Below are 14,024 nucleotides of genomic sequence, written 5' to 3'. Positions count from 1 at the left end.
CAAGAATAATGGATTTATTAGGAAAAACTAGAAAGATTAATGCGATGTTACAAAAGGCTGCTGGGAAACCAGTAAACTTTAAAGAAATGGCTGAAACTTTATGCGAAGTTATCGAGTCAAACGTGTTTGTCGTTAGTCGTCGCGGTAAGTTGTTAGGAATTGCAGTTAAACAACAGATTGAAAATGACCGTATGAAGGGTATGTTAGAAGCACGTCAATTCCCAGAAGAGTATACGCAAAACTTATTCAACATTTCTGAAACATCTTCAAACTTAGATATTAATAGCGAATACACAGCGTTCCCTGTTGAAAACAAAGAGCTTTTTGAAGCTGGTTTAACAACAATCGTTCCAATTATTGGTGGAGGGGAAAGATTAGGTACGTTAGTATTAGCTCGTTTAGATCGTAACTTTGCAGATGATGATTTAATCCTAGCTGAATATGGGGCAACTGTAGTTGGTATGGAGATTCTTCGTGAGAAAGCTGAAGAGATTGAAGAGGAAGCTCGTAGTAAAGCAGTTGTTCAAATGGCTATTAGTTCACTATCATACAGTGAGTTAGAAGCAATTGAGCATATTTTTGAAGAGTTAAATGGCAATGAAGGTTTATTAGTAGCAAGTAAAATTGCTGACCGTGTAGGAATTACACGCTCTGTAATTGTAAATGCACTTCGTAAGCTTGAAAGTGCTGGTGTAATTGAGTCACGTTCTCTAGGAATGAAAGGAACGTATATTAAAGTATTAAACAGCAAGTTTCTTGTTGAATTAGCAAAATTAAAATCAAACTAATCGTTAGAGTAAAGAGACCTTTGACTAGCAGTCAAAGGTCTCTTTTTTTGTTAAGGTTTCTCTCCTGAAAAAGTACCTTTTTTATATAAAATGCGAGTTAATAGAACTATTATCATTTTTGTTTAATTTTTAATTGAAACACCAAAAGATCATAAAGAACTAGTTAATTTGAATAAATATAATCCATTAAGACTATACTTAAAATCGATTAATCTTTCAATTTTTAGTATTTAAGACTCTTATAAATTACATTAAAAGTAATTTATAAGAGTCTTATTAATTATATTTAGTGTATTTTGTCGAAAAAAGAGCACGAACCTATTTTATAGGTGTTAAAATAGATTTGTTAATTCAATGATAAATTTTAGTAATGTAGTACAAAAGTTCCTTGTTAGGTATAGACAAGAACCATACTTTTTTTTACAATAGGCTTTATGGTATAAAAGTCGAAATTTGTCAAAAAACCAAACATGGTAAGTAGGTGTCCTATATGAGTTTATTTTCAGGAACAATTCAGTCATTAGAGCATGGTCTGAACTATTCAATGCTTAAGCAGCAAACAATTTCTCAAAACATTGCAAATGTAGATACGCCAAACTATAAGGCTAAAGATGTATCTCGAAAGAATCAATTTCAGGCAGAGCTTCAACATTCATTGAAAGCTTATCGCACAAATGAGAAGCATATTGAATTCTCAAAATCATCGGAACAAGCAGCTGTTATTTCAACAACAAATTACGCATACCAAGAAAATGGTAACGGAATTGATTTAGATAAAGAAATGACTGCAATGGCAGAAAATCAAATTTATTATGAAGCATTAATTGATCGTCTTAACGGTAAATTTAATTCTCTACAAACTGTCGTTAGAGGAGGGAAATAGAGATGTCAATATTTCAAAACCTCAGCATATCTGGCTCAGCTTTAACTGCTAATCGACTGCGAATGGATGTTATTTCTTCTAATATGGCGAATGCCGAAACAACGAGAAGTGAACTTGTAAATGGAGAATGGCAGCCATATCGCAGAAAAATGGTTGCACTGCAATCGAGCGGTGGTTCAAGCTTTTCTTCGTTACTACAAAGTGAAATGAGTAAAAGCTCAGCGGGCGGTGTGAGAGTTAAGGCAGTAACAGAAGATCAATCCCCTTTTAAGCTTGTCTATAACCCAACGCATCCTGATGCAAACGAAGAAGGATATGTTCAACTTCCAAATGTGGATCCATTAAAAGAGATGACGGATTTAATTGGTGCAACAAGATCATATGAAGCGAACGTTACAGTGTTAAACGCAAATAAAAATTTATTATTGAAAGCATTGGAAATAGGAAAGTAAGGTGAAAAAGTATGATTCAAGCAATTCAGCATCAAATGCCGATACTAACTGAGAAAGTATCAAACACAGGGACAGTTAAAGAAGCTCATAGTGAATTTTCAAATCTTTTAAAAGAATCGTTAAACAAAGTAAATAATGCACAAAAGGCATCAGATTTGGCCACGGAAAAGTTAGCTCGTGGAGAGAAAATTGATTTACATAATGTCATGATTGTATCACAAAAAGCCAGTATCGCGATGCAGACGACAATTGAAATACGTAATAAAGCTGTTGAAGCATATCAAGAAATGATGCGTATGCAGATGTAATAAATGGTTGCGGTTATTTCATCCCTAGATAGAAAACAAGTAATAGCCGGAGGATTGTAATGAATGAAAAACTAGCACTCTATAAAAATCAGATAGGTGCGTTCTGGTCAAAGCGCACTAAGATTCAAAAAGGCTTAATCATTGGTGGCCCCCTGGCGCTACTAATTGCCCTTATTGCTATTTCTTTAGTAGCAACGAATGAGAAGTTTGTCCCCCTATACAGCAACTTGTCCGTACAGGAAACAGGTCAAATTAAAGCAGAACTGGATACAAGAAAGATCCCTTCTGAAATCTCAGAAAACGGAACGGTTATTTCAGTACCGGAACAACATGTTGATTCATTAAAGGTGGATCTTGCTGCACAAGGTATACCAGACAGCGGGAGCATCGATTATTCCTTCTTTGGACAAAATGCTGGATTTGGTATGACAGATAATGAATTTAACGTTGTGAAGCTGGAAGCTATGCAAACAGAAATAGCTAACCTGATGAAGAATATCCAAGGTGTCAATAATGCAAACGTGATGATTAGTTTGCCGGAAGAAAGTGTTTGGGTGAAAGATGAGCAGGGAGAAGCTTCAGCATCAATTGTTTTAAATACACAGCCAGGCTACAAATTCGATGAGGGGCAAATAAAATCTCTCTATCATTTGGTTTCAAAAAGTGTTCCAAATTTACCTACGGATAATATCGTAATTATGAATCAAAACTTTGAATATTTCGACTTAAAGAGCAGCGAAGAAATGTCTAATTCATCTAGTTTTGCTACTCAGCACGGTATTAAAAAAGAAATTGAACGTGATGTTCAGCGTCAAGTTCAACAAATGTTAGGTAGATTGGTTGGACAAGACAAAGTCATGGTTTCTGTAACCGCTGATATTGACTTTACGCAGGAGAACCGAGAAGAGAATCTAGTTGAACCTGTAGATAAAGAAAATATGGAAGGCCTTGCAGTAAGCGTAGAGAGAATCAATGAGACGTTTACCGGAAAGAATCCTGAAGACGGTGGGATTGCAGGAACTGGTGAAGAAGATACAACAAATTATGTTGAAAGTGGAAGCAATGATAGCGGGGATTATGAAAAAGCAGAAGAACGAATTAATAACGAAGTAAATAGAATTCGTAAAGAAATCGTAGAGAGTCCTTATAAAGTTCGTGATTTAGGAATTCAAGTAATGATTGATCCTTCTAATGCAAACGGTGAAGGTGAACTAGCTGGGAGTTTAGAGGATGACATTCAGCAAGTGTTAAGCACAATTGTTCGTACGTCAATTTCAAAGGATGAACAAGGTGCGGAGTTAACTGACAATCAGATTGCCGACAAAATTGTAGTTTCCGTACAGCCGTTTAAAGAACAGCAAGTAGCCTCTAATCAGCAACAAAGCGGGATTCCAACATGGCTATACTTTGTGGGTGGTGGCTTACTGCTCGTTATCCTTGCACTTCTTTTCTTATTGTTAAAGCGTAGAAGGGAATTGAAAGACGAGTTCTATGAATATGAAGGTGAGTATGAAGAACCAATTGAAACTATTCAAAAGCCTCCTGTCCTAAGTGAAGAACAGCAGTCAAGAAAACGTCTAGAAGAGCTTGCAGGTGAGCAACCAGATGAATTCGCAAAGCTATTGCGCACTTGGATTAGTGAGGAGTAGGAGGGAGTATAGTGGCGAAAGTAGTAAGTAAAAGTGAATTAACAGGCAAGCAAAAAGCAGCTATTTTATTAATTTCCCTTGGTCCTGATGCATCCGCTTCCGTCTATAAGCATTTAAGCGAAGATGAAATTGAACAGTTAACGTTTGAGATTTCTTCGATGCGAAAAGTAGAGCCTGCAATTAAAGAAGCCGTTTTAAAAGAATTTGAGCAAATGACAATTGCTCAGAATTATATAGAAAAAGGTGGCATTACTTATGCCAAGGAAGTATTGGAAAAAGCTTTAGGTCCTGAACAAGCCATAATGATTATTAATCGTTTAACTTCATCTTTGCAAGTTCGACCATTCGATTTTGCTCGTAAAGCAGAACCAATGCAACTTTTAAACTTTATTCAGCATGAGCATCCGCAAACAATTGCTTTGATTCTATCCTATTTAGAACCAGCTCAGGCGGGGCAGATTCTGTCATCTTTACCTCAAGAGCGTCAAGGTGATATTGCAAGAAGAATTGCTACAATGGATAGCACATCTCCAGAAGTCATCAGTGAGGTAGAACAAATTTTAGAAAGAAAGCTTTCGACAACGGTGACCCAAGATTATACTCATACTGGTGGAATTGAGACGGTTGTCGAAGTGTTAAATGGTGTGGATCGTGCAACAGAGAAAATTATTATTGATACTCTAGAAATTCAAGATCCAGAGCTTGCTGAAGAGATCAAGCAGCGTATGTTTGTCTTTGAAGATATTGTGACCTTGGATAACCGATCGATTCAGCGTGTCGTTCGTGAAGTTGAAAATGAAGACTTGCTGTTGAGCTTAAAGGTAGCAAGTGAAGAAGTAAAAGATATTATATTCCGCAATATGTCTAAGCGAATGGTAGATACGTTTACAGAAGAAATGGAGTATATGGGACCCGTCCGTTTAAAAGATGTAGAAGAAGCTCAATCTCGCATTGTGGGGGCCATTCGTAGATTAGAAGACATGGGAGAAGTAGTTATTGCAAGAGGTGGAGGAGACGATATTATTGTCTAGTATCATTAAATCTATCTATGCAAACCATGTAAATGATTCAGCCAAAAAAATTGAAATCAAGCCACTATTTAGTGAAAAAAATTTGAACAATTCAAATGGCCGAGCAGTAAATAATGAAAATCCTGACAAAATTATTACTGAAGCAAAAGAAGCATCTGCGCGTCTTTATGAAGAAGCTGAGGCAAGACTACTAGAAGTCAAGCAGCAAATTAAAGCAGAACGCCAGCAGTGGGAAAATGAAAAAGTACAGCTGTATGAAGCGGAGAAGAAAAAAGGTTTTAATGCCGGATATAGTGAGGGGCAACATGCGGGATATCAGGACTATATAGCACTTTTAGAAGAAGCGCAAGCTGCTGTTAACGTGGCTAAAAGAGATTATACTGATTACCTTTCTCAAGCTGAAGAGGTTATATTAGAGCTTGGTTTTACACTTGCTGAGAAAGTCATTGGGCAAAAACTTCAACGTGATAATGAGCAGGGCTTTTTATCACTGGTTAAGCAAGCAATAAAGGAAGTTAGAGAAAGCAAAGAGCTTCGAATCTTTGTGGCACCTTGCCATTATGAAATGATGTGTGAAAATAAACAGCAATTGTTCGATATATTGAATGGAGAAGCTAGTTTATTCATATACGCAGATGAAAATTTAACAGGTGAGAATTGCATTATTGAGTCGGTATATGGAAAGCTCGATGCATCTGTTGATAGTCAATTAATGGAACTAAAGAAGAAATTGAAATTACGTTTAATGGAGGAAAAGCAAAGTGAAAGTGAAACAGCTTATTCCTGAAATAGCTCATCTCTCTTCGTTTAAACGATATGGGAAAGTTAGCAGAGTCATTGGCATGATGATTGAATCAAGAGGGCCACAAGCTTCAATTGGTGATGTTTGCTACATCCATTTAAAAGATACTTGTGAACGAATTCAAGCAGAAGTGGTTGGATTTAAAGATGAGCATGTCATTTTAATGCCCTATACATCTGTTCGATATATTGGACCTGGCTGCATAGTGGAAACGACTGAAAAGCCTCTTCAAGTAAAAGTAGGAGCTGAATTGATTGGGCGAGCGCTAGATTCCCTAGGTAATCCACTTGATGGAACTAGCTTACCTAGTTATCTTCCTTCAGTACTAACCGAACAGGACCCTCCTAATCCATTGCATCGCCCACCGATTTCTGAACCAATTGAAGTAGGAGTTCGGGCGATTGACAGTTTGCTTACAGTCGGTAAGGGTCAGCGGATTGGAATCTTTGCAGGAAGTGGAGTTGGGAAAAGTACGCTCATGGGAATGATTGCGAGAAATACGAATGCAGATGTCAACGTTATTGCATTAGTAGGAGAACGAGGTCGGGAGGTCCGTGAGTTTATTGAAAGAGACTTAGGTTCGGAAGGATTGAGAAACTCAATCGTCGTTGTCGCGACGTCTGATCAACCTCCGTTGTTACGAATGAAGGCTGCGTATACAGCTACATCGATTGCAGAATATTTCCGAAGCCAAGGGCTTAACGTCATGATGATGATGGATTCCGTTACACGCGTTGCTATGGCGCAGAGAGAAATTGGCTTAGCTGTAGGAGAGCCTCCTACAACCAAAGGATATACGCCGTCGGTTTTTGCTTCACTACCGCGTCTGCTAGAAAGAACAGGTACTACTGAACAAGGCTCTATTACAGCATTTTATACGGTATTAGTTGACGGTGATGATATGAATGAACCAATTGCCGATACGGTTCGAGGAATCGTTGACGGGCATATCGTACTGGACCGGAATTTAGCTAATAAAGGTCAATATCCAGCCATTAATGTGCTCAAAAGTATTAGTCGCGTAATGAATCATATTGTAGAAGAAAATCATAAAATAAGTGCTGAAAAGCTACGGTTACTACTTTCTACATATATTGAAGCGGAAGATCTTATTAATATTGGTGCCTACAAAAGAGGCTCCTCTGCTGAAATCGATGAAGCTATTTCATATTATCCAGAACTTATTTCATTTTTAAAGCAAGAAACGAATGAACATCCGACGCTTACAGATAGCGTAGAGATACTAAAACAGCTCTTTCAGAAAGGTGAACGAATGTGACGTATCAATTTAAGTTGGCAAAAGTCATGACGATCAAGCAAGATGAAAAAAATCGTTTATTAGCTCAATATAACGAATCAGTTCAATATTTCGAACAAGTCGGGCAGGAGCTTTACGATAAGCTCAAGCAGAAAGAAGAACTACTTGAAGTTCAGGCAAAAAAGTTTAAAAGTGGTTTGGTAATTAGTGAGATTAAATTTTTTCAACAAGCGCTTGAAAGTGTTGAAGTGACAATTGCTAATCTTCAGCGAGACGTCATGTTGGCACGACAGCAGATGAGTATGAGGGAACTGAAACTTCAAGAAAAAAATATTGAGTGCAAAAAGTATGAAAAGCTTAAAGACAAGAGCTATACAAGCTACCTAAAAACTCAGGGTGATGCAGAAAGTAAACAAATGGATGAGATTTCTCTGCAACAGTTTATGCTACACAGAAATTAGGTGAGGAAATGGCTAAAAAAAAGCAAAATGATTATGAAGAGGTAGAAGAAAAAAAGCATAGTAAGTGGCAAGTTTTCTTATTTATTATTTTTATACCACTGCTGTTCATTATTACAGCTATTTATATTGGTTTAACAATTAGTGGAGTCGATGTTCAAGAGAAAATCTCGTCGGCAACGTCATCTCTTCCTGTAATAGGAAACGATAATGAAAGTTTAAAATCTACTAATCAGCAACAGGCAAATAAAGAATTAGAAAATCAAATAAAGAGCCTAAACGAAAAGCTTCAAAAGAAAGAAGACAATATTCAAAGCTTAGAAGAAGAAATAATGGCTAAAGAGCGTGAGATTGATGAGTTGAAAATTAAGATTAGGGATTCAGAAGATGAGAAAGGTGCTTCTAGTCAAGAAGGTGATGGAGATGATGAACAGAAAGATATTGTCTCGACTTATGAAAAGATGAAGCCAGCGAAAGCAGCTCTCATTTTTACCGAATTAAAAGAAAATGAAGCTATCTTGCTGCTAAAAGCATTAAAAACGGATGCACGCACGAAAGTCTTAGAAAAGATGGACCCTACCGTTGCAGCTCGCTATACAAGTTTACTAGCTGAGCCGTTGAGTGAGTAATGGAGGTGAAGAAATGAAGGTAGCTATGCAGCCTATGTTTCCAGTTATGAAGGATAAGCCAAAGGTAGATACTACAGTTGTGACAGAGAATCCTTTTTTATTTCAAACGATGCTATATGGAGTAATTGAAACGACTAATAATCTCAGTGAAAGCAGTCAACCGATTAACCAGCCTTTAAACAATCAAATAATGAACGTAGCTAGTAGCGAAGACTTGACTGAATTTTTGGCGTTGTTTGAGCTTCATTTAGAAGAAGGGGATGGTAACAAGATAGAGGGAGAAGAGCAAAGTATTTTGTTTAAACCTTTTATGGAGTTTATTCAACAGCTCCCTACGAGCGGAACAAAAGAGTCTAAGCTTCAGCAATTGCTTTCCAGTGCTACGAATTTAAAGGCGCACTCAGAAGATGTCACGTTACGGGGAAACATAAAAAATTTTGTTAAAGAATTTCAGCAGTTTTTTCAACTTTTGCGAGAGCTTGTTCCAGTGGAGCCCAGTCAGCTAAAAACACTGCAAGAAAAGCTACAGCAGCCTGAGATACAACCTGTTCAGTTCTCTCATAAAGAGATGAACAAGTTTATCGACATAATTACCAAAAGGATTGCTGCAGCACGTGATAATCATTTGATGCCAATTAACCAATTAACAAGAATAGAAGCTGGTGAGTCAGGTGATCAAAAAAATTCTGTTGATAAAGGGGCGTTTATACCGGGTGAAATGAGCAAGCTGCAACAGCTATCGCTTCACGTAAACACGAATTTACCAAAAGATATGCAAGCATCAAAGGTGATGAAGCAAATTCAAGAGCTACTGGTGAAAGCTTCTTTTCATCAGAATGCCTCTCAAACGAAGCTAGTGTTAAAGCTTTTCCCTGAAAGATTAGGATCGATTCAAATTGAGTTAGTGCAGCGAAATCATGAGACTGTCGCTCGAATTATTGCATCATCTTCTCAAACAAAAGACCTCTTAGATACTCAGCTAGGGTCTTTGAAACAAACGCTGATGAATCAGCAGGTGCAAATGGATAAGGTTGAGGTTTTTCATACAGCTGATCAGTGGATGGCGAACGATAAGGAGCACCAGGAGCAAAGACATAAGCAAGAAAAGCAAACTGTAAAAGATGAAGAGGATGAAGAAAGAAATCAACCTTTTTTGAACTCATTAGAAGAAGCATTAATTAACTACAATGTGTAGGTGACGAAGATGACAGATGCCATTCAATCCAATTTATATTTAGCAAATCAGCCCGTACAGCAAAAGCAAACAGGCTCAAGTTCACTAGGAAAAGATGATTTTTTAAAGATTTTAATTACCCAATTACAAAATCAAGACCCAACTAGTCCTATGGAAGACAAGGAATTTATTTCTCAAATGGCTCAGTTTTCAACACTGGAACAAATGACAAATATGAGCACATCAATAGAGGGATTTTTACAAGCAGTCCAAAGTGAATCTCCAATTTTAAAAGGCAGTGAGCTTATTGGCAAGACAGTTTCCTGGATGGATGAAACGAATAAAGAGAAAGAAGCTGTTGTGAAAGCCACTTCTGTAAAAGACGGTAAGCTTACTTTTATGTTAGATGATGAATCTAATACAACGTTAACTCTTAACGATATTTTATCGGTCACTCGTTAAACACTATAAATAAGGGGGAAATTACATGTTACGTTCAATGTATTCTGGAATTAGTGGAATGAAAAATTTTCAAACGAAGTTAGACGTAATTGGTAATAATATTTCAAATGTTAATACCTATGGCTTTAAGAAAGGGCGTACAACATTTAAAGATTTAGTTAGTCAGCAAATAGCAGGAGCGAGTGCACCGGGAGAGAATCGAGGCGGCGTGAATCCAAAGCAGGTAGGCCTTGGATCTCAAATTGGAACAATTGATACGATACATACTTCTGGAAGCATTCAGCCAACCGGTCGGCCACTTGACCTGGCTATTTCAGGAGAAGGGTTCTTTACTGTTGGAACAGGTGCCGGGAGTCAAGTGGTGAATGATCCGCTGTATACAAGAGCTGGAAACTTTTATCTAGATGCAGACGGTAACGTGGTAACCGCAGAAGGGCTCTTTTTGATTGGTGAAACAGCAGGAGGCGGCCTAGGAAAGTTACAAATTCCTAACGATGCTAAAAGCTTTAGTATCGGCCAAGATGGAACCGTGAACTACGTGAATGCTCAAGGCACTTTACAAACTGCTGGTCGAGTTGTTTTAGCAAAGTTTCCGAACAACGACGGTCTTGAAAAAGTCGGAGGTAACCTTTTTTCTGAAACAGCTAACTCAGGTAGTGTAATAGATGGAGGTGGCTTTCAATTAAATGAACCAGGAGCAAACGGAACAGGAACGCTCGTATCAAGCGCTTTAGAGATGTCTAACGTTGACTTATCGGAAGAATTTACAGAAATGATCGTATCCCAGCGTGGTTTCCAAGCAAATACGCGCATCATCACAACTTCTGATGAAATTCTACAAGAGTTGGTCAACTTAAAACGATAAATTAATAGCCTAGGAGGAAAGAAGCTGAGCTTATCAGTTTGGCTTTTTATCAGGTATGGTAACTTTAACAAGATTAAATGGAAAGCAATTTACGCTAAATGCAATTCACATAGAGCAAGTGGAATCCTTTCCTGACACGACCATTACGCTAACAAACAATAAAAAGTTGGTTGTAAAAGAATCAGTTGCTGAAGTGAACGAAAAGGTATGCGCTTATTATCAATCGGTTAATGTGTTGGGTCTGCGACGTGATATGGAGGAGTAAGCTTTGTTTAAAAATAAGTTAGTTGGTACTATGGTTATTATTTTATTGTCTTTGACATTGATTGGAAGTATTGCGGTTATTGTAACGTTAAAGCTAACAAGCGAGCCGGTAGCTGAAGCGGCTCCTTCCATTGATGAAGTGATTGATTCATCTGTTGATATTGCTGATATTAAAACGAATTTAAAAAGCAATAATTATATTAGTCTATCATTTAAGATTCAAATGGACAGCAAAAAGGCAGCTAAAGAATTGCAGAAAAGAGAGTTCCAAGTAAAAGACATCATTATTAAAGAACTATCGGAGATGACAGCTGAGGATTTCGAGGGGAAAAAAGGTTTAAAAGCACTTGAAGAGCGAATTTCCAAGCAAATCGATAGCTCGATGGAGACTGGGCATGTGGTAAAGATTTATACGACCTCCAAGGTTCTACAATAATGGGAAGATGGCAGGTAGGAGGTGAGGTTTTTGGCCGGTGATGTATTGTCTCAAAATGAGATTGACGCACTGTTGTCTGCGCTGTCGACAGGAGAGATGGATGCACAGCAGTTAAAAGACGAAAATACGAAAAATCGCGTCAGGTCCTATGATTTTAAAAGGGCCCTACGATTTTCAAAAGATCAAATTAGAAGTTTAACAAGAATCTATGAGAACTATGCGAGACTGTTAACAACATTGCTGTCAGCTCAACTACGCACGATAACACAGGTTTCAGTTGTATCAGCAGACCAAATCCCTTATGAAGAATTTGTTCGTTCGGTTCCGAGTATGACGGTTTTAAATGTCATGTCAGTCGAACCATTGGATGGCAGAGTGATCATGGAAGTAAATCCAAATATTGCATACGCAATGTTAGACCGCATTTTAGGCGGTAAAGGGGAAGCTGGAAATAAAAAAATAGATAACTTAACAGAGATTGAAACCAAACTACTTTGTAATTTGTTAGATAAAACGCTAGATAGTATGGAAGAGGCCTGGAGCTCAGTTGCTGTGATTAATCCAGCAATGGAAGAATTTGAAGTGAACCCACAGTTTTTACAAGTTATATCACCAAATGAGATTGTTGTGGTCATTTCACTAAGTGTACAAATTGGTGAAGAAACAGGCATGATTAACTTATGTATTCCACACGTTACGCTGGAGCCTATTATTTCAAAATTATCGGTGCATTATTGGATGCAGTCATCTAAAAAAGAGCCAAACGAATTAGAGGTTGAACAGCTTCGAACACAAGTTCAAGATGCAACGGTTCCAGTTGTTGCAATGCTAGGGCAAACTGATATATCCATTGAAGACTTCCTTTCCTTAGATAAGGGAGATATTATTCGATTGGATCGAGGGGTTAATCAACCTCTTACCGTTCAAGTTGGCGGCGTGCCAAAGTTTAGTGCACAGCCTGGACAGTTGAAAAGGAAGTTAGCAATTCAAATCTTAAATCAGTTTAAGGGGGGAACGTCGCTATGACAGGAGATATGCTTTCTCAAGATGAAATCGATGCATTGTTAAAAGGAACGTCTTCATTAGACCCTATGCCTTCAAGTAGCAACATAGAAGAAAGTGAAATTAGTAAGCACTTTACGGAGATGGAACGCGATGCGCTTGGTGAAATTGGCAATATTTCATTTGGTAGTTCTGCTACTGCGTTGTCAACTTTATTAAACCAAAAAGTTGATATTACAACACCTTATGTTTCATTGATTCATAAAGAAGAATTAAAAGAAGAATTTCCTAATCCGCATGTTGCGGTAGAAGTTCATTATACAGAAGGAATTTCAGGGCGAAATTTACTTGTTATTAAACAAAGTGATGCAGCTATTATTGCTGATTTAATGCTTGGTGGAGACGGAAAAAATCCAGGAGAATTGCTAGATGAAATTAAACAAAGTGCTGTTCAAGAAGCAATGAACCAAATGATGGGCTCGGCAGCCACGTCTATGTCTACGATTTTTCAAAAGAAAGTAGATATTTCACCACCGAGCCTTGACATCTTAGATCTTCCAGAGGGAGAAGGAGCGAACTTACTAGAAGGTGACGATGTCTTAGTTAAAGTTTCATTCAACTTAAAAGTTGGCACGTTAATTGACTCTAATATTATGCAGCTTTTATCTTTGCCTTTTGCAAAAGGATTAGTAAATGAACTGTTAAATCCGGTTGCTCACGAGGAAGAAGAGGATGAAATTATTCAAGAAGCCCCTTCTCAGCCGTTGGAGAATCATGTAAGTGAACCATTACAGCAAGAGCCAGTTATGCCAGCAGCTCCTGTTAATGTTCAACCTGTTGCTTTTTCATCTTTTGATGGAAATGAAATGCCTTCACAGCCAGAAACACGTAATTTAGGTATGTTACTAGATATACCGCTTCAAGTAACTGTTGAGTTAGGGCGCACAAAACGAACTGTTAAAGAAATCTTAGAGATGTCATCAGGATCAATTATTGAACTAGACAAGCTTGCTGGTGAGCCGGTGGACATTTTAATTAATAGCAAGCTGATTGCTAAAGGTGAAGTCGTAGTAATTGATGAAAACTTTGGCGTTCGCGTGACGGATATAGTTAGTCAGCGCGATCGTATTAATAAATTAAAGTAATTTTATATAGGGGGAAAATAAAATGAGTAAACGAGTATTAATTGTAGACGATGCAGCATTTATGCGTATGATGATTAAGGATATCCTTACAAAAAATGGATACGAGGTTGTAGGGGAAGCTGCTGATGGAATGCAAGCTATCGATCTTTATAAAGAGCATCAGCCAGACCTTGTAACAATGGATATTACAATGCCGGAAATGGATGGAATTACGGCTTTAAAAGAGATTAAGCAACTGAATCCAGCTGCGAGAGTTATTATGTGTTCAGCGATGGGACAACAAGCAATGGTTATCGATGCAATTCAAGCTGGCGCAAAAGACTTTATCGTCAAGCCATTCCAAGCAGACCGAGTTCTTGAAGCTATTTCAAAAGCTGTAGGATAAAGAAAACAGTGGAGCAGCTGCTCTGCTCCACTT

The 14,024-nt window shown here is 37.8% G+C and carries 18 protein-coding genes; all 18 read left to right on the top strand.

What is annotated here, in order from left to right:
* The first annotated feature begins 8 nt into the window (after nt 1-8).
* The 18 genes from codY (at nt 9) to NIZ91_15595 (ending at nt 13,991) form a co-directional block, all read left to right on the top strand.
* Nucleotides 9-788: a GTP-sensing pleiotropic transcriptional regulator CodY gene (gene codY / locus NIZ91_15680; protein ID USY54176.1), complete on the top strand. Its 780-nt coding sequence runs from the start codon at nt 9-11 to the stop codon at nt 786-788.
* A gap of 490 nt (nt 789-1,278) precedes the next feature.
* Nucleotides 1,279-1,671 (top strand): flagellar basal body rod protein FlgB, encoded by a 393-nt coding sequence (flgB, locus tag NIZ91_15675; protein USY54175.1) that lies wholly within the window; start codon nt 1,279-1,281, stop codon nt 1,669-1,671.
* A gap of 2 nt (nt 1,672-1,673) precedes the next feature.
* Nucleotides 1,674-2,123: a flagellar basal body rod protein FlgC gene (gene flgC / locus NIZ91_15670; GenBank protein ID USY54174.1), complete on the top strand. Its 450-nt coding sequence runs from the start codon at nt 1,674-1,676 to the stop codon at nt 2,121-2,123.
* Between the two features lie 11 nt (nt 2,124-2,134).
* Nucleotides 2,135-2,431, top strand: coding sequence for a flagellar hook-basal body complex protein FliE (gene fliE / locus NIZ91_15665; protein USY54173.1), 297 nt, complete (start codon nt 2,135-2,137; stop codon nt 2,429-2,431).
* 59 nt (nt 2,432-2,490) lie between these two features.
* A complete protein-coding gene (gene fliF / locus NIZ91_15660; protein ID USY54172.1) occupies nt 2,491-4,080 on the top strand; it encodes a flagellar M-ring protein FliF in 1,590 nt (529 codons plus the stop codon).
* Nucleotides 4,081-4,091: 11 nt separating this feature from the next.
* Entirely contained in the window at nt 4,092-5,111 is a 1,020-nt protein-coding gene (fliG, locus tag NIZ91_15655; GenBank protein USY54171.1) for a flagellar motor switch protein FliG, read from the top strand.
* Nucleotides 5,104-5,898 (top strand): flagellar assembly protein FliH, encoded by a 795-nt coding sequence (gene fliH / locus NIZ91_15650; protein ID USY54170.1) that lies wholly within the window; start codon nt 5,104-5,106, stop codon nt 5,896-5,898. The genes fliG and fliH overlap by 8 nt, the downstream gene beginning before the upstream one ends.
* Nucleotides 5,873-7,192 (top strand): flagellar protein export ATPase FliI, encoded by a 1,320-nt coding sequence (fliI, locus tag NIZ91_15645; protein USY54169.1) that lies wholly within the window; start codon nt 5,873-5,875, stop codon nt 7,190-7,192. Before fliH ends, fliI begins: the two co-directional genes overlap by 26 nt.
* Nucleotides 7,189-7,632, top strand: a complete 444-nt coding sequence (fliJ, locus tag NIZ91_15640) for a flagellar export protein FliJ (GenBank protein USY54168.1) — start codon at nt 7,189-7,191, stop codon at nt 7,630-7,632. The genes fliI and fliJ overlap by 4 nt, the downstream gene beginning before the upstream one ends.
* Before the next feature lie 8 nt (nt 7,633-7,640).
* A complete protein-coding gene (locus NIZ91_15635) occupies nt 7,641-8,258 on the top strand; it encodes a hypothetical protein (GenBank protein ID USY54167.1) in 618 nt (205 codons plus the stop codon).
* A 13-nt stretch (nt 8,259-8,271) separates the two neighbouring features.
* The gene (locus NIZ91_15630; protein ID USY54166.1) at nt 8,272-9,453 is read left to right on the top strand and encodes a flagellar hook-length control protein FliK; all 1,182 of its coding nucleotides are present in this window, start codon (nt 8,272-8,274) and stop codon (nt 9,451-9,453) included.
* A gap of 9 nt (nt 9,454-9,462) precedes the next feature.
* Nucleotides 9,463-9,894, top strand: coding sequence for a flagellar hook assembly protein FlgD (flgD, locus tag NIZ91_15625; protein ID USY54165.1), 432 nt, complete (start codon nt 9,463-9,465; stop codon nt 9,892-9,894).
* A gap of 25 nt (nt 9,895-9,919) precedes the next feature.
* On the top strand, nt 9,920-10,759 hold the full coding sequence (gene flgG / locus NIZ91_15620) for a flagellar basal body rod protein FlgG (protein USY54164.1): 840 nt from the start codon (nt 9,920-9,922) through the stop codon (nt 10,757-10,759).
* 55 nt (nt 10,760-10,814) lie between these two features.
* Nucleotides 10,815-11,024 (top strand): flagellar FlbD family protein, encoded by a 210-nt coding sequence (locus NIZ91_15615; protein USY54163.1) that lies wholly within the window; start codon nt 10,815-10,817, stop codon nt 11,022-11,024.
* Between the two features lie 3 nt (nt 11,025-11,027).
* On the top strand, nt 11,028-11,459 hold the full coding sequence (fliL, locus tag NIZ91_15610) for a flagellar basal body-associated protein FliL (GenBank protein ID USY54162.1): 432 nt from the start codon (nt 11,028-11,030) through the stop codon (nt 11,457-11,459).
* Between the two features lie 30 nt (nt 11,460-11,489).
* Nucleotides 11,490-12,485, top strand: coding sequence for a flagellar motor switch protein FliM (gene fliM, locus NIZ91_15605; GenBank protein ID USY54161.1), 996 nt, complete (start codon nt 11,490-11,492; stop codon nt 12,483-12,485).
* Nucleotides 12,482-13,606 (top strand): flagellar motor switch phosphatase FliY, encoded by a 1,125-nt coding sequence (gene fliY, locus NIZ91_15600; GenBank protein USY54160.1) that lies wholly within the window; start codon nt 12,482-12,484, stop codon nt 13,604-13,606. The genes fliM and fliY overlap by 4 nt, the downstream gene beginning before the upstream one ends.
* Before the next feature lie 22 nt (nt 13,607-13,628).
* On the top strand, nt 13,629-13,991 hold the full coding sequence (locus NIZ91_15595; protein USY54159.1) for a response regulator: 363 nt from the start codon (nt 13,629-13,631) through the stop codon (nt 13,989-13,991).
* The last annotated feature ends 33 nt before the right edge of the window (nt 13,992-14,024 follow it).

The organism is Bacillus sp. 1780r2a1 (genome assembly GCA_024134725.1).
GTDB lineage: Bacteria > Bacillota > Bacilli > Bacillales > Bacillaceae_H > Priestia > Priestia aryabhattai_A.
Note: the sequence above shows the minus strand (reverse complement) of the source record. Positions and strands in the feature narration are given on the sequence as shown.